The organism is Microbacterium sp. IO18, assembly GCF_049099505.1.
GTDB lineage: Bacteria > Actinomycetota > Actinomycetes > Actinomycetales > Microbacteriaceae > Microbacterium > Microbacterium aurugineum.
Genome location: NZ_JBMJAF010000001.1, coordinates 2,227,728 through 2,248,999, shown reverse-complemented (window position 1 = coordinate 2,248,999; position 21,272 = coordinate 2,227,728). Strand labels below are relative to the sequence as shown.

General features: G+C 68.5%; 19 protein-coding genes. 10 read left to right on the top strand and 9 right to left on the bottom strand.

The window, feature by feature from the left end:
- The first annotated feature begins 33 nt into the window (after positions 1–33).
- Positions 34–1,095: a LacI family DNA-binding transcriptional regulator gene (locus ACLF6J_RS10700; RefSeq protein WP_134352611.1), complete on the top strand. Its 1,062-nt coding sequence runs from the start codon at positions 34–36 to the stop codon at positions 1,093–1,095.
- Between the two features lie 16 nt (positions 1,096–1,111).
- On the opposite strand, the gene ACLF6J_RS10695 is transcribed toward ACLF6J_RS10700, so the two are convergent.
- Positions 1,112–2,608, bottom strand: coding sequence for a hypothetical protein (locus tag ACLF6J_RS10695; protein WP_134352612.1), 1,497 nt, complete (start codon positions 2,606–2,608; stop codon positions 1,112–1,114).
- Positions 2,609–2,728: 120 nt separating this feature from the next.
- On the opposite strand from ACLF6J_RS10695, the gene ACLF6J_RS10690 reads away from it, so the two are divergent.
- The 7 genes from ACLF6J_RS10690 to ACLF6J_RS10660 all read left to right on the top strand — a co-directional run bounded on the left by ACLF6J_RS10690 (position 2,729) and on the right by ACLF6J_RS10660 (position 10,289).
- The gene (locus tag ACLF6J_RS10690) at positions 2,729–5,698 is read left to right on the top strand and encodes a Na+/H+ antiporter subunit A (RefSeq protein ID WP_134352613.1); all 2,970 of its coding nucleotides are present in this window, start codon (positions 2,729–2,731) and stop codon (positions 5,696–5,698) included.
- The gene (locus ACLF6J_RS10685; protein WP_052193689.1) at positions 5,698–6,267 is read left to right on the top strand and encodes a Na(+)/H(+) antiporter subunit C; all 570 of its coding nucleotides are present in this window, start codon (positions 5,698–5,700) and stop codon (positions 6,265–6,267) included. Before ACLF6J_RS10690 ends, ACLF6J_RS10685 begins: the two co-directional genes overlap by 1 nt.
- Positions 6,264–7,814: a Na+/H+ antiporter subunit D gene (locus ACLF6J_RS10680; RefSeq protein ID WP_047523454.1), complete on the top strand. Its 1,551-nt coding sequence runs from the start codon at positions 6,264–6,266 to the stop codon at positions 7,812–7,814. The genes ACLF6J_RS10685 and ACLF6J_RS10680 overlap by 4 nt, the downstream gene beginning before the upstream one ends.
- A complete protein-coding gene (locus ACLF6J_RS10675) occupies positions 7,814–8,401 on the top strand; it encodes a Na+/H+ antiporter subunit E (RefSeq protein ID WP_134352614.1) in 588 nt (195 codons plus the stop codon). The genes ACLF6J_RS10680 and ACLF6J_RS10675 overlap by 1 nt, the downstream gene beginning before the upstream one ends.
- A complete protein-coding gene (locus tag ACLF6J_RS10670) occupies positions 8,398–8,667 on the top strand; it encodes a monovalent cation/H+ antiporter complex subunit F (protein WP_047523448.1) in 270 nt (89 codons plus the stop codon). Before ACLF6J_RS10675 ends, ACLF6J_RS10670 begins: the two co-directional genes overlap by 4 nt.
- Entirely contained in the window at positions 8,664–9,053 is a 390-nt protein-coding gene (gene mnhG, locus ACLF6J_RS10665) for a monovalent cation/H(+) antiporter subunit G (RefSeq protein ID WP_134352615.1), read from the top strand. The genes ACLF6J_RS10670 and mnhG overlap by 4 nt, the downstream gene beginning before the upstream one ends.
- A gap of 339 nt (positions 9,054–9,392) precedes the next feature.
- On the top strand, positions 9,393–10,289 hold the full coding sequence (locus ACLF6J_RS10660) for an endonuclease domain-containing protein (protein ID WP_134352616.1): 897 nt from the start codon (positions 9,393–9,395) through the stop codon (positions 10,287–10,289).
- A 71-nt stretch (positions 10,290–10,360) separates the two neighbouring features.
- On the opposite strand, the gene ACLF6J_RS10655 is transcribed toward ACLF6J_RS10660, so the two are convergent.
- From ACLF6J_RS10655 to ACLF6J_RS10620, 8 genes are all read right to left on the bottom strand, one after another.
- Positions 10,361–11,122, bottom strand: a complete 762-nt coding sequence (locus ACLF6J_RS10655; protein ID WP_134352617.1) for an alpha/beta fold hydrolase — start codon at positions 11,120–11,122, stop codon at positions 10,361–10,363.
- A 59-nt stretch (positions 11,123–11,181) separates the two neighbouring features.
- On the bottom strand, positions 11,182–13,833 hold the full coding sequence (locus tag ACLF6J_RS10650) for a penicillin acylase family protein (protein ID WP_134352618.1): 2,652 nt from the start codon (positions 13,831–13,833) through the stop codon (positions 11,182–11,184).
- Between the two features lie 135 nt (positions 13,834–13,968).
- Entirely contained in the window at positions 13,969–15,804 is a 1,836-nt protein-coding gene (locus ACLF6J_RS10645) for a YhgE/Pip family protein (protein WP_134352619.1), read from the bottom strand.
- Entirely contained in the window at positions 15,801–16,655 is an 855-nt protein-coding gene (locus ACLF6J_RS10640) for a hypothetical protein (RefSeq protein WP_208526494.1), read from the bottom strand. Before ACLF6J_RS10640 ends, ACLF6J_RS10645 begins: the two co-directional genes overlap by 4 nt.
- Positions 16,652–17,287: a TetR/AcrR family transcriptional regulator gene (locus ACLF6J_RS10635; RefSeq protein WP_134352620.1), complete on the bottom strand. Its 636-nt coding sequence runs from the start codon at positions 17,285–17,287 to the stop codon at positions 16,652–16,654. The genes ACLF6J_RS10640 and ACLF6J_RS10635 overlap by 4 nt, the downstream gene beginning before the upstream one ends.
- A 384-nt stretch (positions 17,288–17,671) precedes the next feature.
- The gene (gene argG, locus ACLF6J_RS10630) at positions 17,672–19,117 is read right to left on the bottom strand and encodes an argininosuccinate synthase (protein ID WP_134352621.1); all 1,446 of its coding nucleotides are present in this window, start codon (positions 19,115–19,117) and stop codon (positions 17,672–17,674) included.
- A gap of 63 nt (positions 19,118–19,180) precedes the next feature.
- Positions 19,181–19,597 (bottom strand): PIN domain-containing protein, encoded by a 417-nt coding sequence (locus ACLF6J_RS10625; RefSeq protein ID WP_134352622.1) that lies wholly within the window; start codon positions 19,595–19,597, stop codon positions 19,181–19,183.
- Positions 19,581–19,811, bottom strand: a complete 231-nt coding sequence (locus tag ACLF6J_RS10620) for an AbrB/MazE/SpoVT family DNA-binding domain-containing protein (RefSeq protein ID WP_244093549.1) — start codon at positions 19,809–19,811, stop codon at positions 19,581–19,583. Before ACLF6J_RS10620 ends, ACLF6J_RS10625 begins: the two co-directional genes overlap by 17 nt.
- Positions 19,812–19,895: 84 nt before the next feature.
- On the opposite strand from ACLF6J_RS10620, the gene ACLF6J_RS10615 reads away from it, so the two are divergent.
- Both ACLF6J_RS10615 and ACLF6J_RS10610 read left to right on the top strand, forming a co-directional pair.
- A complete protein-coding gene (locus ACLF6J_RS10615) occupies positions 19,896–20,381 on the top strand; it encodes a hypothetical protein (protein WP_134352623.1) in 486 nt (161 codons plus the stop codon).
- A gap of 165 nt (positions 20,382–20,546) precedes the next feature.
- Entirely contained in the window at positions 20,547–21,263 is a 717-nt protein-coding gene (locus tag ACLF6J_RS10610; protein ID WP_231555057.1) for a ZIP family metal transporter, read from the top strand.
- The last annotated feature ends 9 nt before the right edge of the window (positions 21,264–21,272 follow it).

Below are 21,272 nucleotides of genomic sequence, written 5' to 3'. Positions count from 1 at the left end.
CAATTCGGAAACGAAGGGAGCTATCCTCGAAGTATGAGCAGTCAGGAGACGCCACGTCGGCCCACGATCGCTGACGTCGCGCGCGAGGCGGGTGTGGCGACCTCCACCGCCTCCGTCGTCTTCAGCGGCAAGGCGAAGGTGGCCCCCGCGACTCGGGAGCGGGTCCTCGCCGCCGCGGCCGACCTCGGGTACGCCGGCCCCGACCCGCGAGCGGCATCCCTGCGGCGAGGACGCAGCGGCATCGTCGCGGTCGTGCTCGAAGGTCACCTCCGCGCGGCCTTCCTCGACCCGGTGACGACCGCTTTGATGGACGGACTCACCGACGGGCTGGCCGAACTCAGTGCGGGGATCCTGCTGATGCGCGACGAGCCGGGGGAAGAGGGTGCGGGTATCGCCGATGCTCCGGTGGATGCGGTCGTGCTGATCGGCTGCTCGGCACGAACCAGGTCGTCACTCGAGATCGTCGTCGGGCGAGGCCTCCCCGTCGTCGTGATCGAGGGAGACGCGGGGGAGTCGATCCCGCGCATCACTCTGGACAACGCGGCAGCCTCCGCCGACATCGCGCGCCATGTGCGGGACCTCGGCCACCGCGACGTCGCCCTGGTCACGCTTCCCCTCGACACCGAGCGCGAACGGACGGCGATCACTCCCGAGCGGCTCGCGAACGCCACCGTCGATGTCACGATCCATCGGCTCGCCGGGACACGAGAGATCTTCCCCGACGCCCTCGCGATATCCGCCGCCGGAAGCCTCATCGACGAAGGGGTGCTGGTGGGAAGGATGCTCCTCGCCGATCCCGCCACCCGGCCGACAGCCGTGCTCGCGCAGAGCGATCTGCTCGCGGTGGGAGTGATCCGCGCCGCCGAGGAGGCGGGACTCCGCGTGCCGGAGGACCTCTCCGTCGCCGGATTCGATGGGATCGCGCTCGACGGTCTCGGAGACCTCAGCCTTACGACCAGCGTGCAGCCGGCTGTCGAGAAGGGGCGGGCGGCGGGGGAGCAGATCGCACGCATGCTCCGGGGCGAACCCGGCGTCACGCAGCATCTCACCTGCCGTTTCCACGCCGGCACCACGACGGGCCCCGCCCCGCACTGACCGGGCACGGTGCGGATCAGCTGCGCTGCGGTCCGAGCGGGAGAGCGGTCTCGCCGAAATCGAGGATGCGATAGCGGCCGCAGTCGACCACTTCATCGGGCACGGCCGGGAGCGGCAGGCTCCACGCGACGGTCTGCGCGTCCTCCAGTAGGAACGTCACCTCGCCGACGTCGAAGTCGTGCCGGTTCACAAGCCAGGCGTAGCCCCGCAGTTCGTGATCCACCTGGACGAGTCGGGCGGGATCCTGCAGATGCAGCTTAGGCAGGCGGACGGTCCAGAACTGCCCGGCGCCGGTGCGGCCGGACGCGTCGATCCACTCGGTCACGCAGGCCAGGTCGGGGTCGGTGACCTGAGCGGCGGCGGAGAGCCGAGGGACGCGTGCTGCGCCGCCCGCGACCAGCAGCGCGACGGACGCGGCCGCGAGGATCGGGCGGACCCGTACCGGCATCCGCACGATGCGAGGCGATGCGACGAGCGCGAGCACGGGGGCGAAGGCGAGGGGTTGCAGGTAGCGGGCCGCGTGAGTGCCGACCGCGATCGCCCCGACCGCGACGAGGACCGGCATGAGCCAGGCGATCGTGGCGACGAAGCGGGTGCCGTCGTCTGAGGCCCGTGCCGTGCGGAAGCCGGCGAGCACGAGGAGTGCGAGGACGAGCAGCCCGGCGATGATCCCGCCGGGGGTCGACAGCCGGCCGATCAGCAGCGCGCCGTAATACTGCAGCGACTCGGACCACCGCTCGGGCTGCACGTAGCCGGCACCGGTGTTGGCGATCCATGCCGCCAATGGAATGCGTCCGAGGAATCCGAGTATCGTCCCGGCGAGGAGCACGGCCATTACCACGCCGATCCGGGCCCGCTGCGTCGTTCGGATCATGAAGAAGGCGAGCAGCAGGGTGAGCGGTCCCGTCGCCCACACCGCGTAGAGAGGATTCGACAGGGTCGACACGAGGGCCGTGGCGCCGAGCGCGATCAGCGAGACGGCGCCGCGCGACCCCCCGTCCAGCACCCGCCGGACCAGTCCGACCGAGAGCACGACGGCGATGACGGTCGCGGCGTAGTAGGTCGTCGTCAGCGTCAAGGACGCGAGCTCGAGCGCATCCCGAGACGCCGATACTGCGGTCATGGCGAGAACGGAGAAGGCGGCGACGCTCAGCAACGACCAAGTGACGGGCGCCGATCGCTCGGACCGACGGCCGGCGACGACGCGAACGGCTCCGTACAGGGCGAGCAGGTTCACCACGGCGCTCACGGCCAACAGACCGTCCACCTCGAACGGCAGGACCGTGTCGAGGCCGGCGAACACCGCGGTCTCGGGGAGGAACAGCACGCTCGACATCGCCCAGTCCATCGGCTGCCCGGAGAGGACGGACCGTGCGAACATCGCCACGACCAGGGAATCCGCGTCACGGAACAGCAACTCGGAACGCGCGGACGCAGCGACCTGCGCGGCGGTGATCAGTGCCAGCCCGAGGGCTCCGACCCCACCGGCCAGCTCCCGCACCCACGCCCGCATGCGACCACTCTTGCACGTTCGTGCAGAGCGAGAACCGCGCGGTGCGCCTCCCGCCGGTAAACTGGACGCGAGACCCCCGCGAGAGCTGTGGGGCCGACGACCCCCGAGGGAGCCGCGTATATGCTGACGCTCCTCGCCGTGTTCCTCCTCGGGTCGCTGTTGATGCCCGTTCTGGTGCGCTGGCTCGGAGCTCAGGCGTTCGCGATCGCGGCCCTCGTCCCGGTTGCCGCCTTCGTGCATGCGCTGGTGATGACGCCACAGGTCCTCGACGGTCCGGTTCCGTTCGAGTCGATCGCCTGGATCCCGCAACTCGGCCTCAACCTGTCCATGAACATGGACGTGCTCGGCTGGGTGCTCACGCTCATCGTCACGGGGGTCGGCGCCCTCGTGCTGCTCTACTGCCGGTGGTACTTCCACGATGACGCGGCGGGCATCGGTCAGTTCGCCGGGGTGCTGCTCGGTTTCGCCGGCGCGATGTACGGTCTCGTCCTGACCGACGACCTCGTGATGCTGGTCATGTTCTGGGAACTGACGAGCATCCTCTCCTACCTCCTCATCGGTCACTACCGGCGCCGTGCCGCCAGCCGACGCGCAGCGCTCCAGGCACTCCTCGTGACCACGCTCGGCGGACTCGTGATGTTCGTCGGAGTCGTGCTGCTGGTCGTCGACACCGGCACTTCGAGCATCCGCGAGATCCTCGAGATCGCGCCGTCCGGACCGATCGTGGATGCCGCGATCGTCATGCTGCTGGTCGGAGCGATCAGCAAGTCGGCGCTGTTCCCGTTCCACTTCTGGCTTCCCGGCGCGATGGCCGCGCCCACTCCCGTCAGCGCCTATCTGCACGCGGCGGCGATGGTGAAGGCAGGTATCTATCTGATCGCCCGGTTCGCCCCGATCTTCGCGTTCAGCGCGCCGTGGCGCCCCATCGTCATCACCCTCGGCATCCTGACGATGCTGATCGGCGGTATCCAGGCGCTGCGTGAGACCGACCTCAAGCGCATCCTCGCGTTCGGCACGGTCAGCCAGCTCGGCTTCTTCGCCGTGGTCGTCGGCTACGGCACGCAGGCTGCGGCACTCGCGGGACTCGCCCTGGTCATCGGGCACGCGCTGTTCAAGTCGGCCCTGTTCCTGATCGTCGGCGTCATCGACCGTCAGCTGTCCACACGAGACATCACCGAGCTCTCCGGTGTCGGACGCCAGGCTCCCGTCATGGCGACGGCGGCATTCATCTCCATCGCCTCGATGGTCGGCATCGCTCCGACCATCGGTTTCGTCGCGAAGGAATCGACCCTCACCGCTCTTCTCGACGATGCGCTGGGAGGATCCCCGTGGGGTCTGGTCGCGCTCATCGGGGTGGTCCTCGGTTCCATGCTGACTGCGGCATATGGGGCCCGCTTCCTCTGGGGGGCCTTCTGGAAGAAGCGTGATGAGCAGGGACAGCAGCTCCCGGACACCGCCTGGCCCGACCCCCCGGTGGGATTCCTGTCGGCGCCGATCATCCTCGCCGGTGTCACCCTCGCCGCGGGAATCGGCGCTCCTGCGCTCGACGTCGCCCTGCAGGGGTACGCGCTCACCGCGAGCCCCGGGCTCGACCACGCCGGAGAAGCCGTCGAGGGTCCGGGGCATCTCGCCCTCTGGCACGGCTTGGAACCTGCACTGGGCATCTCGATCCTCTCGATCCTGCTCGGCATCGGGCTCTTCCTGCTCAGCCGCAAGACCGCGTGGGATCGCAAGGCCCGCCTGCTGCGCTTCACGGCGGCGGACGTGTACTACCTCGTCATGCGCGGCGTCGACCGCCTGTCGGTCCTGAGCACCACGCTCACCCAGCGAGGCTCCCTGCCGGTGTACGTCGGCACCATCTTCGTGGTGTTCGTCTCCGCAGAAGTGACAGCGCTCATCGCGAGTGACATCGATCGCTACAACCTGTCGGCATGGCACACCCCCGCCCAGATCGTCGTGGCACCGATCATGGCGATCGCCGGAGTCTTCGCCGTCCGTGCGCAGAAGCGCTACACGGGAGTGGTCCTGGTGTCGGTCACCGGCCTGGGGATGGTGGTCCTCTTCGCCACGAGCGGTGCCCCGGATCTCGCTCTCACGCAGATCCTCATCGAGACCGTCACGATGGTCACGTTCGCGCTCGTGCTCCGTCGCCTCCCCGCGCGGATGGGCGAGCACAACGCCTCCGTCGGCCGGGTTCCGCGTGCGCTCCTCGCGATCGGCGTCGGCGTCACGATGGCCTTCATCGCCGTCGTGGCGACCCAGTCCCGGATCGCCGACCCGATCTCGGAGATCTTCCCCGAGATCGCCTACGAGATCGGCCACGGCAAGAACGTGGTCAATGTGGCGCTGGTCGACCTGCGCGGCTGGGACACGATGGGCGAGCTCTCGGTGCTCGTCCTGGCCGCGACGGGTGTGGCTTCCCTGGTGTTCGTCACGCACCGGGCCGACCTTCTGGCGGGCACGAAGAATCTGCCGCGGGCCACCCGCAAGGCCGCCCGCAGCCGCCCGCTCGTCGAGACCACCGAGGGCATCCGCTTCCAGACATCCGAGAACGAGAGCAGCCCGCGTGCCTGGCTCGTCGGCGGACAGAGGATGAAGCCCGAGAACCGCTCGATCCTGCTCGAAGTGATCGTCCGAATCCTGTTCCACACGATCATCGTGGTCTCGATCTTCCTGCTGTTCTCCGGGCACAACCTTCCGGGCGGAGGCTTCGCCGGAGGGCTCGTCGCCGGTATGGCTTTGGTCATGCGATATATCGCCGGTGGCCGGTGGGAGCTCGGCGCCGCGGCGCCCACCGATGCCGGGCGACTCCTGGGCACCGGGTTGATCCTCGCCGTCGGCACCGCGGTCGTGCCGCTCTTCTTCGGCCTCGCACCGCTGACCAGCACCTTCTGGGAATGGGAGATCCCCGGCATCGGGCACATGGAGTTCGTCACCTCGACCATCTTCGACGTGGGCGTGTACCTGGTCGTGATCGGTCTGGTCCTCGACGTCCTGCGCAGCCTCGGCGCCGAGGTCGATCGGCAGGCTGCCCTCCGGTCCACACCGGGCCCCGAAGGCTTCCTCTCCCGTGAGGGGAGGAGCCGCTGATGGATGTCTCCCTCACCCTGATCATCATCATGGCCGTGCTCTTCGCCTGCGGCGTGTACGCGATGCTGGAGCGCAGCCTGACCCGCGTGCTGATCGGCTTCCTGCTGCTCGGCAACGCGACCAACCTGCTGCTCCTGATTGTGATGGGAGTGCCGGGCAACGCTCCGTTCTTCGGTACCGAAGGCGAGATGAGCGACCCGCTCCCGCAGGCGCTCACCCTCACCGCCATCGTGATCACGTTCGCGGTCTCCGCCTTCCTCCTCGCCCTCATCTACCGCTCCTGGCAGCTCGGCCAAGCCGACACCGTCGAGGACGACGAGGCCGACATCGCGCTCCGCGAGCGCACCGACGCCGACGAAGACCTCATGGACGACGAGTCCGAGACCGACGACGACGAGGCCACCACGGACTTCGTCGGGGTGCAGACGTCGCCGATCACGGTGCTGCACATGCGTGATCACTCCGCCATCCATGACGACGCACCCTTCGATGCGCCCACCGATTGGGGTGGCGACGCAGACCATGACGAACGTCACGACCACGGACAGAACGAGGAGGGCAAGCCATGACCGCCCTCGTCCCGCTCCTCGTCGCCCTGCCGCTCCTGGGAGCCGCGGTCACGCTCGTCTTCGGCCGGAACCCACGGCTCCAGGTCGTCGTCACCGTCGCGACGCTCGCCGCGGTCTCGGTGATCGCCGCTATCCTCCTCGTGGTGGTCGACGGAGGTGAGCCGCTCGCGGTGTCTGTCGGCGGCTGGCCCGTCCCGTTCGGCATCGTGCTCTACGTCGACCGGCTCGCCGCGCTTCTGGTGCTGATCTCGAGCATCGTGCTGGTCGCGGTCCTGCTCTTCTCGGTCGGCCAAGGTGCGGCCGACGGCACCGACGAGACGCCGATCTCGATCTTCAACCCGTCCTACCTCATCCTGGCCGCCGGTATCTTCAACGCCTTCATCGCGGGCGACCTCTTCAACCTCTACGTCGGCTTCGAGATCCTGCTCGTCGCCTCGTACGTCCTGATCACCCTCGGCAGCACCGAGTCCCGGATCCGCACCGGCGCGGTCTACATCGTCGTCTCGCTGGTGTCGTCGATCCTGTTCCTGGCGTCGATCGCGATGATCTACGGTGCGCTCGGCACGGTCAACATGGCGCAGATCGCCGAGCGGATGTCGGAGCTCCCGCAGGAAACGCAGCTGGTGCTGCACCTGATGCTGGTCGTGGCATTCGGCATCAAGGCGGCCATCTTCCCGGTGTCCTTCTGGCTGCCGGACTCCTACCCGACCGCGCCCGCCCCGGTCACCGCGGTGTTCGCAGGCCTGTTGACCAAGGTCGGCGTGTACGCGCTGATCCGCACCGAGACGCAGCTCTTCGCCTCGAACAGCATCGACACCCTGCTGCTCATCATCGCGCTCGCCACCATGATCGTCGGGGTGCTCGGTGCGGTCGCGCAGGCGGAGCTCAAACGAATCCTGTCGTTCACCCTGGTCAGCCATGTCGGCTACATGATCTTCGGTCTCGCGATCGCGACGCCGGCCGCGATCGGTGCGACGGTGTACTACATCGTCCACCACATCGTCGTGCAGACGACCCTGTTCCTCGCAGTCGGCCTCGTGGAACGTCGAGCGGGCAGCACATCGATCCTGCGGGTCAAGGGACTCCTCAAGGTCGCCCCCGTGATCGCCGTGCTGTACTTCGTGCCCGCGATCAACCTCGGTGGCCTGCCACCGTTCTCGGGGTTCATCGGCAAGTTCGCACTGTTCGAGGCGGCGGCCTCCGTCGGCACCCCGCTCATGCTCGTGCTGATCTTCGGTGGCATCATCACCTCGCTGCTCACGCTGTACGCCCTCATGCGCGCCTGGAACCTCGCGTTCTGGCGTGAGGAGGAGGACTCCACCGAGACCGAGGGGCGCATCTCCTACCTCGGCAACGCCCCGGCCGCCGACGAGCAGCAGGAGCGGCGTCGCATCCCGAAGATCATGACCGTCGCGACCGGGGGGATGGTTGCGGTCACCCTCGCCCTCACCGTCTTCGCCGGTCCCCTCTACGCCCTGTGCGACCGTATCGGTGCCGCCCTGCTGCAGCCGGTGAGCCTGGTGCAGCTGGAAGAGGAGGTGGGCTGATGGTGCGCGAGACCCGACGTCATCTCTGGCGCGACATCCGGGTGCAGCTGCCCTTCCTGGCGTGGCTCGTCGTGCTCTGGATGCTGTTGTGGGCGCAGTTCACCGTGCTGTCCTTCCTCACCGGACTCATCGTCGCGATCTTCGTCACCCGCGTCTTCCGGCTGCCCACCGTCGCCCTCTCCGGTCGAGTCAACCTCTGGTACGCGGCGCTCTTCGTCATGCAGTTCCTCTTCGCCGTGCTCAACGGAGCGCTCTCGGTCACGGTGCAGGTGTTCGACTTCCGCCGCCAGCCGGGCACAGCCATCGTCGCGGTGCCCCTGCGTTACGCCGACGACCTGGTGATGACGCACGTCGCCGTGGTGTCCTCACTGATCCCCGGTTCGCTGGTCGTCGAGACCGATCGCGACCGACGCATCCTGTACCTGCACGTCATCGGCGTCCGGACGACCGACGACGTGGAGAAGCAGCGCGCCGGGGTGCTCCGGTGGGAGCGCAGGATCGTACGTGCGCTCGGCGACCCCGCGCAGTACCGTGCACTCAAGGCCGACGAACGGGCCGGACTCGGAGCGAAGGGCGGTGTCCGATGAACATCCTGCTCCTGCTGATCATGGTCGTCTTCGGCATCGCCGCGATCCTCGCTCTGATCCGCATCGTGCGCGGACCGTCGATCCTCGACCGCGCCGTCGCCTCCGACGTGCTCCTCACCGAGGTGATGTGCGTGATCGGTGCGGAGATGGCGATCAACGGTCACACCCGGAACATCCCCGTCCTCCTCATCATCGCGGCCATCGGAGTGTTCGGGTCGATCGCGGTGGCCCGGTTCGTCGCGAGAAGGGACAACACGACACCATGAACGTGCTCGGTCTCATGATCCCGGATGCCGTCATCGACGTGGCGGTCCTGGTGCTCATCCTGCTCGGTGCCGTGCTGTGCCTGTCGGCGGCGGTCGGACTGCTGCACTTCCGGGATGTGCCCTCCCGTCTGCACGCGGCCACCAAGCCACAGGTCCTCGGACTCCTGCTCATCTGCATCGCCATCGCCCTGTCTCAGCGGTCGATCGGCGGCATCCTGGTCGGTCTCGTGCTCATCGCGCCGATCGTGCTGATGCAGTTCGCGACCGCTCCGCTCTCGGCGCACATGGTCGGGCGGCAGGCCTATCGCAACGGAACCATCGAGCAGCGGGGCCTCGTCGTGGACGAGCTCGCCGAGTCGAAGCAGACACCGCCCGCCGCCGGCTGACCTCCCCCCCCCCCGGGGTCGCGCCGGCCGGGCCGGTGTCGCGTCGGCCGGGCCGGTGTCGCGCCGGCCGGGCCGGTGTCGCGCCGGCCGGGCAAGGTGTTCTGGGCCCTTTAGCCCGTGACGCGGTTCGCAATTCAGGAGAAGTCGGCGGGGGCAGGCGGAACCAGACCACGTTGATGCCTTATGCCCCCGAGTTTCCTGAATTGTGAACGACATCCGCCAGGAAGGGTGGATCGGCGACGACACCACCCAGTCTGCACATCTCGACGATCAGCAGAAGTCATTCACATTGCCTGGTGGAGCAGCCCTCGGAGTCGTCAGCCCCGCCAGTCTCGATCCGTGCAGAACCTCACTCCAGGACAGCGTGCGACCGCGCTCTTCACGCCGATGCTCCACACCCGCGAAGATCTCCTACATGGCGGTATGACGTCGCGCGAAGTGACAGCCGCAGTGCGCGCGGGGCATCTCCTTCGTCCGCGCAGGAACAGATACGCGCGCCCGGGCATTGATCGGACGGTCATCGAAGCGGTCCGTGCAGGAGGCCGACTCACATGTCTGTCGTTGTTGCAGGTCATCGGAGTCTTCGTCCTGACCAACACGAGGCTGCACGTGCAGGTGCCGAGGAACAGTTCGCGTCTCCCCGCCCGAAAGGCCGATGCGCCGCATCTCCATTGGGTCGATGAGCCGGACGCGCAGCTGCTGCATGTGTCGACTCTTCATGCAGCGGTACGCCATGCCGTTCGTTGTCAGACACCCCGTGCCACGGTTGCCACGCTCGACAGCCTGACTCACCACGGCCTCATGACGATGGCGGAGCTGCAGGCGCTCTTCGAGGATCTGCCGGCGCGGTTCCGACCGCTCCTGCGTCTTGTAGATTCGTCAGCGGCGTCCGGGCCTGAGACGCTCGTTCGTCTCATGCTGCGGGCGCTCGGGCTCGCGTATGAGACCCAGGTCCTCATCTCGGGTGTCGGCTACGTCGACTTCATCGTGGACGGCTGGCTGATCATCGAATGTGACAGCAGGGAGTTTCACGAGGGATGGGGAAAGCAACAGCAGGATCGCCATCGCGACATCGCAGCCGCACGCGCGGGCTACGTGACGATTCGTCCCCTCGCGGCCGACATCCTTCGTAGTCCGCTCTCGGTTCAGGCCGCTCTTCGAGAAATCATCGACGTGTTCGGGGGGAGGTTCGCGGGGCGCGGTGTTCGTAGATCAGGAAAGACGACCTGGATCTGAGCAAGGAGGCGCTGCCCAAAGCCGAGGGCGCGTTGCGTCCTGAGTTGTGAACGCGGACGGTCGGTGAGGGGTCAGATGCGGGCGGCGAACTCGTGGATCAGCCGGGCTGCGGGCTCGGAGTCGCTGATCAGGGTGCCGTGACCGTGGTCGGGGATGACTTCGAGGGCGGCCCCGGGGATGGCGTCGAGGATTTCGCGGCACCAGCTCAGCGGCGCCAGCGGGTCGCTCTCACCGCGGAGCACGAGCACGGGGCACTTGATGCGGACGAACGCGTCTTCGGGCTCGTGCACGATGGTCGCGCGCATCTTCCGGATCAGGTGCGGGCCTCCGCGCAGGTACTCCCTCGCCCCGCGCCAGAGCACCAACGGGCGTTCGCCGATCAGGTCGAGCAGCAGGTACCGCGCCTGGGCACCGACGTTGCGCGCCGCCTTGTTCACGGTGGGGCCGGCCAGCACCACGCCTTCGACGAGGGAGGGATGCCGCGCGGCGAGCTCGGCCGCGATCTGACTTCCCATCGAGTGGCCGATCACGATGACCGGACTCGCCCCCACGTGCGTCAGATAGGCCGCGACCAGGTCGGCGTGCCGCTCCATGGTGAGGGTGCGCGTCGGTTCGGGCGCCTCACCGAATCCGGGGAGGTCGAGTGCGATCACGCGCCCCTCGAGCCGTTGCACGATGTCGAGGTAGACGCTGCGCCCCATGCCGATGCCGTGCAGGAGCAGATAGGTGTGGGGGCCTTCTCCGAACGTCTCTGCGATGAGCGTCGCGCCCCCGTGCTCGAACTCCAGGAGCGTGGCGGGAGTGCCCTTCGGGGCGAGGTAACTGGATGGCACCCACCCACGCTAGCCGAGCACCCTGTGGCACCGCTTCCGACGCCGCCGCTCGCGACGGTTCAACCGGCCGGGGTCAGCACCAGGGTGTCGACGGTCGCCGCTGTGACGGCCTTCTCGGTGAAGGCCCACGGCGTCTGCACGCCGGCGGCCCAGTCCTCGGTCTGGTCGGTGTAGTTCGCGTGGAAGGCGTGGCCGGACGCCCCGGTGAGGTGGTTCCAGGTCGACGCATCGAAGTCCGAGAGGTCGACGACCATGCGCATCGAGGGCACCGTCGTCGTCGCGTACGAGACGCCGAGCGCCCATCCGGTCGCGTTCACCACGGACGCTCCGCCGCCCACGGGGAACGGGCCCCGGTTGAACAGCGCTTCGATCGGTGCGATGCCGGAGGAGCCGAGAGTGTCGCTCGTGAGGGTGATCGCGTGGAGGTCGCCCCAGTTCCACCGCAGGACGTCTTCACCCTGCAGCGCGGCGAGTTCCTCGTAGGCCTGTTCCGCCGAGAGCTTCAGCATGGACTCCATCCCGTCGACACCGAGCGCTGCGTTGGTCCACAGCGGGTCGGACGGATCCTCGAACAAGTCGGCCACCACCGTGAAGAGCCTGCCCTGTCCGTCGATGGGGAGCGGCTGTTCACGTTCGGCGAAGATGTTCTGCACGAGGTTCGACCAGAGCACGTTGGCATAGGCGGCCGCGGCGGAGGATGCCGAGTTCTGGGCGTCCCACGTGGTCAGCAGTTCCACGGCTTCCTTCGGTCCGGCTCCGCTCACCTCGACGTCGCCCATCACGGTCACGAGGTGCTTGCCGATCCACATCTCGTTGTCCATCTGGATGTCGCGCATGTCCTGGGCGGTCAGCGGAGCGGCCGCCGCGCGTCGTTCGATCAGGTGCGCGATGCGCGCCGCCCGGTACCCGTAGTCCCAGTCGCGGGAGAGGAAGTAGGAGTAGTCATCCGCCACGATCGCGTTGTTCGCGGTCACGATGTACCCCGAGCTGGGGTTGTACGACACCGGCAGTTCCTCGAACGGGATGTACCCGGTCCAGTCGTAGCTGCTGTCCCATCCCGGCTGCGGCATCCACCCGTCGCCGGCGCCCCGGATCGGGAGTCGGCCGGGCGTCTGGTAGCCGATGTTGCCCTCGGTGTCGGCGTAGATCAGGTTCTGGGCCGGCACGTCGAAGAGGGATGCGGCGTAGCGGAAGTCCTCGAAGTCCTGCGCGGTGCCCAGGGCGAAGATCGCGGTCGCTGTCGTGCCCGGGTCGAGGGCGGTCCAGCGCAGGCTGACCGCGTACTCGGCGTCGTCCTCTGCGCCGGGCGCGGGAGTGGTGGCACCACCGGCGTCGAGGGCGGGTGCGGGGTCGTCGGCGATCGCTGTGAAGTCGTCGGTGAGCCCCGAGATGATCGGCCCGTGCACGGTTGAGCGGATCGTCAACTCGATGTCGTCGGAGCCGGCGACCTTGATCGTCTCGGTGCGCTGCTCGAGCGGGACCAGCTTCCCGTCGCGCCAGTACTCGTCGCCGACGACGCGCTCGACGTAGAGGTCGGTCACATCGGTCGTGAGGTTGGTGAAGCCCCAGGCGACCTGGCTGTTGTGCCCGATCACGATGCCGGGCAATCCCGAGAACGAGAAGCCGCTGACGTCGAACGGGCAGTCGTCGTCGACGGTCGAGCAGGTGAGCTGCACCTGGTACCAGACCGAAGGGAGGGAGGCGCCGAGGTGCGGGTCATTCGCCAGCAGCGGTGCACCGCTCTCGGTGAGGTCGCCGGAGACCACCCAGGAGTTCGAGCCGATGCCCTCGCCCACATCGCCGACGAGTTCGCTCGCCGCCTCGATGACGCTCGACGTCTCGGTCCACTCGATCGTCGTGGTCGCCTGCTGGATCTGGCCCTCGGTCTCGGGGAGCGTGTAGGCGGCGGGCTCCGCGCCGGTGTCGAGAGTCGGCACCGTGGAGATCTTCGGGACGATCACCGGATTCTCGTCGAACGGATAGTCGGGGTAGAGCTGCGCGAGCAGGTCGCCGGTCTCGGTGGTCGTCTCGTCGGCCTCGCTCGACTCGGCGGCGAGGAGCGAGCGCTCGGTCTCGTTCTCGATGTTGCCCCGGAGGTCCCAGGCCATCGCCTTGAGCCAGGCGACCGAGTCGGCGGGTTCCCACGGCTCGGGTGCGTAGTCCGGGTTCTGTATGCCGAGAACTGCATATTCAAGCGACAGCTCCGCTCCGGAGCGGGAAGCGAGGTAGGCGTTGACCCCGTCGGCGTAGGCCTCGTAGTAGCCGCGCGTGATGTCGTCCATCGCCTCGACCTCGGCCTCGGCGACGTCGCGCCAGCCGAGGGTGCGCAGGAACGCATCGGTCGCGGCCTGCGACTCCCCGAACATCTCCGCGACTCGACCCGCGGTCACGTGGCGACGGAAGTCCATCTCGAAGAACCGGTCCTGGGCGTGCACGAAGCCCTGGGCATAGAAGAGGTCGTCGGTGGAGTCCGCTGTGATCGTCGGGATGCCGCGGGCGTCTCGCTGCACCGTGACCTCGGCCTGGAGTCCATCGAGCTCGAGCGTGCCGGCTGTCTGCGGGAAGGAGCGTTGGATCGTCCAGGTCACGAAGAACGCCGCGGCCACGGCGACCACGACGACAGCGGCCACCACCAGGAACGCGATCCGTCCGATCCGGACTCCCAGGGAGGGGCGTGCGGGTGCAGCGGATGCCTGTGAATCGGTCGTCATCGTCGAGAACTCTTTCGGGTAGACAGGTGGAACTCAGTCCCATCGAGCCCCAGTGCGCGTATCAGGGTCGCGCCTTCGCATCATATCCGGCCGGGCGCTCGTCACGGCGTGTCCCGCGACGAACGCCCGGGATCATCAGCCGATCAAGCTCGGTTGCAGGTCGCGCAGGGTTCGCCGATGGGTCATGCGCGTCACCCCGATCATCGCCAGCAGCAGCGCACCGGCGAGCCAGGCTCCGAGGACCACCAGATCCCACCCGGCGCGTGCGTAGTCTCCGCCGTACATGAGCTGCCTCATCGCGTCGACCACGTAGCCCAGGGGGAGGACGTGATGGAGGGCAGCGAGGGGGCCGGGCAGCGTCTGCCAGGGGAACGTCCCTCCCGCGGTGACCAGCTGCAGCACCATCAGCACCAGGCCGAGGAACTGCCCGACCGACCCGAGCCAGACATTGAGGGCGAGAATGATCGCCGCGAAGGTGGCCGAGGCGAACATCATCACGCCGAGGGTGCCGAGCGGGTGGTCGAAGGTGAAGCCGAGGGTGATCGCCAGGATGCCCATGAGCCCGACCATCTGCACGGCGCCCAGCATCGCGGGGGTCAGCCACCCGGCCAGCGTGATGCGGATGGGCGAGTGCAGGGCGGTGATCGCGCGCCGAGAGATCGGCTTCACGATCAGGAACAGTGCGTAGATGCCGATCCACGCGGAGAGCGCGGCGAAGAACGGTGCGAGGCCGGCGCCGTAGTCCTCCGCGGAGGCGACCTTGTCGCTCGACACCTTCACGGGGTCCGCGATCGTGTCGGCCTGCAGTGTGCGCAGCTCCGGTGTCGAGGACGGGATCGCGTCGACGCCGGCGGACAGCCCGTCGCGCAGCTCCGTCGTTCCGGATGCGAGCGTCGCGAGCCCGTCCCGCAGTTGGACCGCGCCGGTGTTCGCGGCCGAAGCTCCGGTCGCGACCGTACCGGCCCCCGATGCGAGATCGGCGGCACCGGACGCCAGGGATGCGGCGCCGTCGGCGAGCTGGTCGACTTTGCCGACCGCGCTCTGCACCTGCGCGTTGCCCTCCTCCAGGCGGGAGCCCAGCGGGTCGAGCGTGGCCAGGACCTGGTCGATCTCCTCCGGGGTGAGACCCCGCTCCGTCAGGGCGTTCGCGATGTCGGTGCGCACCTGCGGGAGGGCGTTGGTAGCCTGCTGGACCGCCGCGCCGGCGCGGTCGGCGACGTCCGCCAACTGGCGGTTCCCCGCGCTGACCTGCTGTGCGCCGCTCGCGAGTGTCTGCGCTCCTGCCGCGAGTTGAGCGGTGCCGTCCGCGAGTTTGGCGGTGCCGTCTGCGAGCGTGGAGCTCCCCGTCGCGGCCGTCCCCGCGCCGTCCGCGAGCTGCGTCGCCCCCTCCGTCGCGGTGACGAGGTTGTCGCGCACGTCACTGAGGCCGGTGAGCAGTCGCTCGGCCGCCTGGCTCCCGACCATCTCGGCCACCGAGCTGCGGATCTTCTCGACGGCCTGGGTGCCCATCGATGAGGCGAGATAGTTGTTCGCGTCGTTGGTCTCGAGGACGATCCGTGCTTGGTGGGGGTCCGTGCCGGCGGCGGAGGTCAGCGCGGTGGAGAAGTCCGCCGGAATGGTCACGGTGAAGTCGACGGCACCCGTCCGCAGTGCCTCGGAGGCGTCGTCCGCCGTCATCCGCTGCCAGTCGAAGGCGTTGCCCTCGAGGAGGTTCTCGGCCACATCCTCGCCGTAGTTCACATCTTCGCCGGTCGCCGGCTCGGTGCCGCTGGTGGGGGCGGGCGCACCGTCGTCATCGACAACCAGAGCGACGGGAACCTCGGGGAACTTGGCATACGGGTCCTGGTTCGCCCAGAGGTAGAGGCCGCCGTAGAGGATCGGCACGCAGATCAGCGCGACCAGGGCGAGGATCCCCATCCTGCTCGCAGTCAGTCGCCGCAGCTCGGCGGCGATCATGGCGGGAACCTTCATCGCCCACCTCCGTTCTCTGTGGGGTCCTCGTGCAGGGGAAGCAGGGTGTCCGCGTCATGGTCCGTGGCGTCCGCCGCAAGGTTCGTGGCGTCCGCCGACACGCCAAATGCAGGACCTTCTGCCCCGTCCGGTCCGACCTCTGGCGTGTCGGCCACCGGTTCGGGGTCGGGGTCGGGTTCGGGGTCGGGTGTGGGTGTGGGTGTGGGTGCGGGTGTGGGAAGCGGCTCGACGGGGCCGGAGGCGTTGATCGCCTCGAACTCGTGCATCCGCTCCAGAGCGACCGCTGCCGAGCCGCCGACGATCACGAGCATCGCGTAGCCACGGTCGGCGAACTCCCCGGCGATGCGCCACCAGCCGTCCGGACGTCCGCCGTGCCGGTCGGGGGAGACGAGGACCAGTCCTTCGACGCCTTCGCGGAGCACGGCGAGTTCGCACAGGATGCGTACGCGGGCGGCAGGATCGATGTTCCCGATCGGGACCGAGGCGAGCTCACTGAATCCCAACCGGGCGAGCCAGCGCCGTGCGTGCGGTGGTGTGGCGCCGACGCCGGCGAACATGAGCTCTTCGCCCACGACGCCGGCGAGCGTGATGTCGGGATGCGGATCGCTGACATCCGGGGCATCGACCAGCGCGAGGTGTCGGCGCAGCGCCTTCGGGTCGGTTGTACCGTCGATGCTCACCCGTCCGGTGTCGGGGCGCATGCGGCCGCTCGCGATCAGTCCGAGCACGGTCGGACGCTGTTCGGTCTCGGCGAGGGCGAAGCGCACGGCACCGGTGTGGAATTCCAACGACGTCGCCGGAAGGGCCTGACCGCCGCGTCCTTTGCTCACGTCCTGCAGGGCGATCTTCATGCGCGGGCCGTCCGATCTGCGGGTGCGGTGGCGTCGATGTCGGGGTGAGCGGTGAGGAGGTCATCGATCTCACGCCAGGAGAGCCCGGCGATGCTCAGCACGGTGCGCACGGCGACGTCGGCCGCGTCGGAGCTGGTGGCATCCGTGCGCGAGACGACAGTGCGGGCCATCTCCTCGATCAAGCGTGCGAGCGTGGGCGCAGCGAGGTCCGTGCGGAAGCTCCCGTCCTCCTGGCCGCGGTGCACGAGGTCGGCGACGGTGCGACGCAGGGGTGCGAGTGCCGCCGCGGTGTGTTCCACATGCGTCTCATCGAGCGCGAGTGCCGCAGCGAGATGCACGTGCGCCGCCTCGTGCCAGAGCCGCGCGGCGAGGCGGGCGAGGGTGATCCGGGCATCCTCGTCATCGATCGAGGCGGCGATCGCATTGAATCGTTGTGCTCCGGTCGAGATGAGCTCGCGGATCAGGGTGTCGCGATCGTCGAAGTGCCCGTAGAGCGTGCGACGGGAGAGGCCCGCGGTGCGTGCGATGACATCGATCGAGGCATACGGGTCGACCGCCAGGGTCGACCGTGCGGCGGCGAGGATGACGGCGCGATTCTCGACGGCGTCGCGACGGGGTGCACGGGTTGTCATCGGTCCAGGATACGATCATGCACAGTAGTGTGCAAGATAGGGGCTGGATTCGAAGTCGGCTCTCAGGATCCCCGCCCCGCGGGCATGGCTCGGCCCGGCGGGCATGGCTCGGCCCGGCAGGCATGGCCCGGCCCGGCAGGTATGGCTCGGTCCACAGGTATGGCTCGGCCCGCATGCATGGCTCGGCCCGCAGGTATGGCTCGGCCCGCAGGTATGGCTCGGCCCACATGCATGACTGTTCCCCGGATGCATGAGCGATCCGGATGGACCGGTCATGCACTCGTCGCCGGATCATGCAGGTGCGAGGCAACCCGCGTGAGGCGCAGACCCGCGTGCGGCGCAGACCCGCATGCGTCTGGGCCCCGCGTCAGGTGGCGCCCGGGATCAGTCGGTGCCGGAGTCGAAGGCCGCACCCTCGGAGGCGGAGTCGACGGCATCCGCCAGGGTCTCATCGGCCTCGGAGATCGATCCGTGGACCGACTCGGTGATCTCGCTCGACTCGCCGGCCGTCACGCGACCCACGAGCTCGCCGGTCGCGCCACCCACGAGGCCGAGTCCCGCGTACTGCTCCAGGCGTGCGCGCGAATCGGCGATGTCGAGGTTGCGCATGGTGAGCTGGCCGATGCGGTCGATCGGTCCGAATGCGGCATCGCCGACCCGCTCCATCGACAGCTTCTCCGGACCGTAGGAGAGGTTCGGGGAGACGGTGTCGAGGATGGTCCAGTCGTCTCCGCGGCGCAGACGGATCGTCACGGTGCCCGAGATGGTGAGGCCGACCCAGCGCTGGATCGACTCGCGCAGCATGAGCGACTGCGGCTCCAACCAGCGGCCCTCGTACATGAGGCGACCGAGGCGGCGGCCCTGCTCGTGGTAGGTGGCGAGCGTGTCCTCGTTCAGGATGCCGTTGACCAGGCGCTCGTAGGCGATGAACAGCAGCGACATGCCCGGGGCCTCGTAGATGCCGCGGGACTTGGCCTCGATGATGCGGTTCTCGATCTGGTCGCTCATGCCGAGGCCGTGGCGTCCGCCGATGGTGTTCGCCTCCATGACGAGGGCGACCGGGTCGCTGTACTCGACGCCGTTGATCGCGACCGGACGGCCAGACTCGAAGGTGACGGTGACGTCTTCGGCCTCGATCGCGACGGAGGGGTCCCAGAACTTCACGCCCATGATCGGGTCGACGGTCTCGAGCGAGACGTCCAGGTGCTCGAGCGTCTTCGCCTCGTGCGTCGCGCCCCAGATGTTGGCGTCGGTCGAGTAGGCCTTCTCCGCGGAGTCGCGGTACGGGAAGTCGCGCGCGACCAGCCAGTCGCTCATCTCCTTGCGGCCGCCCAGCTCGGTGACGAAGTCGGCGTCGAGCCACGGCTTGTAGATGCGCAGACGAGGGTTGGCGAGCAGGCCGTAGCGGTAGAACCGCTCGATGTCGTTGCCCTTGTAGGTGGAGCCATCGCCCCAGATGTCGACGCCGTCCTCCTTCATGGCGCGCACCAGCATGGTGCCGGTGACGGCGCGACCGAGGGGCGTCGTGTTGAAGTAGGTCTTGCCGCCGGAGCGGATGTGGAACGCGCCGCAGGAGAGGGCGACGAAGCCCTCTTCGACCAGGGCGGTCTTGCAGTCGATCAGGCGCGAGGCCTCCGCGCCGTACTCCAGCGCGCGGCCGGGGATCGATTCGATGTCGTCTTCGTCGTACTGGCCGAGGTCGCCCGTGTACGTGAAGGGCACGGCGCCCTTCTCGCGCATCCACGCGACGGCGACGGAGGTGTCGAGTCCTCCGGAGAAGGCGATGCCGACGCGCTCGCCGACGGGCAGGGACTGGAGGACCTTGGACATGGCTCCCAGTCTATCCGCGGGCGGCGTGTCGCCCTGTCCCGCATGACGGTGGGGATGCCGCCCTCAGGCGAGGAGGACCTCCACCCGGAGCGCGGCATACGTGCCCAGGGCGCGACGGTCGCACGTGAGTAGTGGGACGGCGGAATCCCGTGCGGCCAGGCCCACGAGTCCGTCGTACACCGAGCCCCCTGCGATGCCCGCCTCGGCGAAGGTGGTGATCGCAGCCGCCGCCGTCGTCGGCGAAAGCGGTGCGGAGGCGGGGAACGACCGGTCGATGATCTCCTGCGCGCGACCGGGGCTGACGCGCGCGGCGCCCGGCAGGCGCGTCAGCACCGAGTACGTCTCGACGGCCGCGTGCCCGGCGAGCCCGATGACGCGACCGTGGGTGAGTTCGAGCATCCGTCCGTGTGCCGGGTGCCGGTCATGGACCAGCGCGATCGCGGCACTGGTGTCGAGGAGGAGATCAGCGCTGATCGGCAAGTCGGAGCTCCCGGATCTCGTCCACGGTGAGTGTCGGGCCGCCTGTGATGACGAGACGACCATCCTTCTCGATGAGGTTGTCCGGAGCGTCGATCTCGATCCGGATGGCGTTGCCGTCGAGGATGAGATCGACCGGGCCGGGGATCAATCCCACGCGCTCACGGAGCGCGGCCGGGATCACGATCCGCCCTGCCTTGTCCATGGTTGCTCTCATGCCATGACCGTACCATTCGAATGGTGATAAACGAGTGCTTCATATCGGCGGCGGACGCGCAGGCAGCGTCGATACAGTGCTCGCATGCAGAGAGCGCGGTTCCGTGGACTGTGGTGGTTCGTCGCAGGAGGCGTGATCCTCGCAGTGCTTCTCGTCGTGGCGTTTCAGAGCTTCCGCGGATCGACGCTCGCGCGGCAGGACATGGGCGCGCATCTGACTTTCCCCGCGACGTATCACGGCTTCGAAGAGGCCCCGGAACACACCGGGTTCACTCTCCATGAAGACGGCGTCGCTGACGTGTCGGCGCTGATGCTGGGGTCGGACGAGCGGATGCTCGACGACGGGCGCGTGTGTCTCGACGGAGACGTGATCCCGGTCGCGGGGAAGGCGAGGTGGCGGACGGACGATGCAGGCGGGGTCATCATCGAGGCGGGCGAACGGCACACGCGCTTCCAGCAGGACGATCCGTTGCTCATGGGCGGGGGCTGGGGAAAGGTGTACGTCCTGACTCCGTGCACCGAGGAGTACACCGCGACGTTCGTCACCTCGAACGCGAACTACTCCGACTGAGCGACGTCCTCGGCCTCTGGAGGCGAAAACGGAGAAGTGGCGGGCGCGGGGCGGCGTGTCGAGGCGCGACTCGCCGACGGACGCACGACACGTCTCCGTTTTGGCCGAAGTCGGAGCGGCGGGGAGGCCCCCAGAGGTGGAAGAGTGGGCCGACGGAGGTCGGACATGGCGGACATGGGTGGAGCAATCCTGTGGGGTGCGGTCGCGGCGGCACCGCTGTTCATCGGTGCGGTGCTCGCGCTGCTCCGGAAGTGGCCGCCGCGGTGGCTCGGTATCGTCCTGGGCTTCGGCGCGGGCGCGCTGATGGCGTCGATCGCGTTCGAGCTCTGGGAGGAGGGGCTGGATCTCGCCGGCCCCATCCCCCTGGTGATCGGCGTCGCGGCCGGAGCGATCAGCTACTACATCGCCGATCGCATCCTCGACGCTCGTGCCGCGAAGACCAAGGCCGAGGCGGGCGGCGGCCAGCTCGCGGTCGGAGCGCTGCTCGACGGCATCCCGGAGCAGCTCGTGCTCGGGATCGGCCTCGCCTCGGGGGAGCCGGTCAGCATCGCGCTCGTGGTCGCCATCCTGGTGTCGAACCTTCCCGAATCGATCGGCTCGGCCGCTGACCTGCTCGAGGGCGGGATGGCGAAGTCTCGGGTGCTCCTGCTGTGGGCGGGCGTCGCCGTGATCTGCGCGCTCGCGACGGTTGCCGGATTCGGGCTGGCGAGCCTGACCGGCGATGACTTCCGCTCGGCGGCGAGCGGCTTCGCGGCCGGTGCGCTGTTGGTGATGCTCGTGGATTCGATGATCCCCGAGGCGCAGTCGAAGGCGAAGGAGTCCACGGGCCTCGCGACCGTGCTGGGGTTCGCGCTCGCCGCAGGGCTGGCTCTGGCGAGCTGACGACGCGCG

Bases quoted from the DNA above. Each gene is read 5' to 3' on its own strand.
- ACLF6J_RS10700 (WP_134352611.1), top strand. From the start codon at position 34: ATGAGCAGTCAGGAGACGCCACGTCGGCCCACGATCGCTGACGTCGCG.
- ACLF6J_RS10695 (WP_134352612.1), bottom strand. From the start codon at position 2,608: ATGCGGGCGTGGGTGCGGGAGCTGGCCGGTGGGGTCGGAGCCCTCGGG.
- ACLF6J_RS10690 (WP_134352613.1), top strand. From the start codon at position 2,729: ATGCTGACGCTCCTCGCCGTGTTCCTCCTCGGGTCGCTGTTGATGCCC.
- ACLF6J_RS10685 (WP_052193689.1), top strand. From the start codon at position 5,698: ATGGATGTCTCCCTCACCCTGATCATCATCATGGCCGTGCTCTTCGCC.
- ACLF6J_RS10680 (WP_047523454.1), top strand. From the start codon at position 6,264: ATGACCGCCCTCGTCCCGCTCCTCGTCGCCCTGCCGCTCCTGGGAGCC.
- ACLF6J_RS10675 (WP_134352614.1), top strand. From the start codon at position 7,814: ATGGTGCGCGAGACCCGACGTCATCTCTGGCGCGACATCCGGGTGCAG.
- ACLF6J_RS10670 (WP_047523448.1), top strand. From the start codon at position 8,398: ATGAACATCCTGCTCCTGCTGATCATGGTCGTCTTCGGCATCGCCGCG.
- mnhG (WP_134352615.1), top strand. From the start codon at position 8,664: ATGAACGTGCTCGGTCTCATGATCCCGGATGCCGTCATCGACGTGGCG.
- ACLF6J_RS10650 (WP_134352618.1), bottom strand. From the start codon at position 13,833: ATGACGACCGATTCACAGGCATCCGCTGCACCCGCACGCCCCTCCCTG.
- ACLF6J_RS10645 (WP_134352619.1), bottom strand. From the start codon at position 15,804: ATGAAGGTTCCCGCCATGATCGCCGCCGAGCTGCGGCGACTGACTGCG.
- ACLF6J_RS10640 (WP_208526494.1), bottom strand. From the start codon at position 16,655: ATGAAGATCGCCCTGCAGGACGTGAGCAAAGGACGCGGCGGTCAGGCC.
- ACLF6J_RS10635 (WP_134352620.1), bottom strand. From the start codon at position 17,287: ATGACAACCCGTGCACCCCGTCGCGACGCCGTCGAGAATCGCGCCGTC.
- argG (WP_134352621.1), bottom strand. From the start codon at position 19,117: ATGTCCAAGGTCCTCCAGTCCCTGCCCGTCGGCGAGCGCGTCGGCATC.
- ACLF6J_RS10620 (WP_244093549.1), bottom strand. From the start codon at position 19,811: ATGAGAGCAACCATGGACAAGGCAGGGCGGATCGTGATCCCGGCCGCG.
- ACLF6J_RS10615 (WP_134352623.1), top strand. From the start codon at position 19,896: ATGCAGAGAGCGCGGTTCCGTGGACTGTGGTGGTTCGTCGCAGGAGGC.
- ACLF6J_RS10610 (WP_231555057.1), top strand. From the start codon at position 20,547: ATGGCGGACATGGGTGGAGCAATCCTGTGGGGTGCGGTCGCGGCGGCA.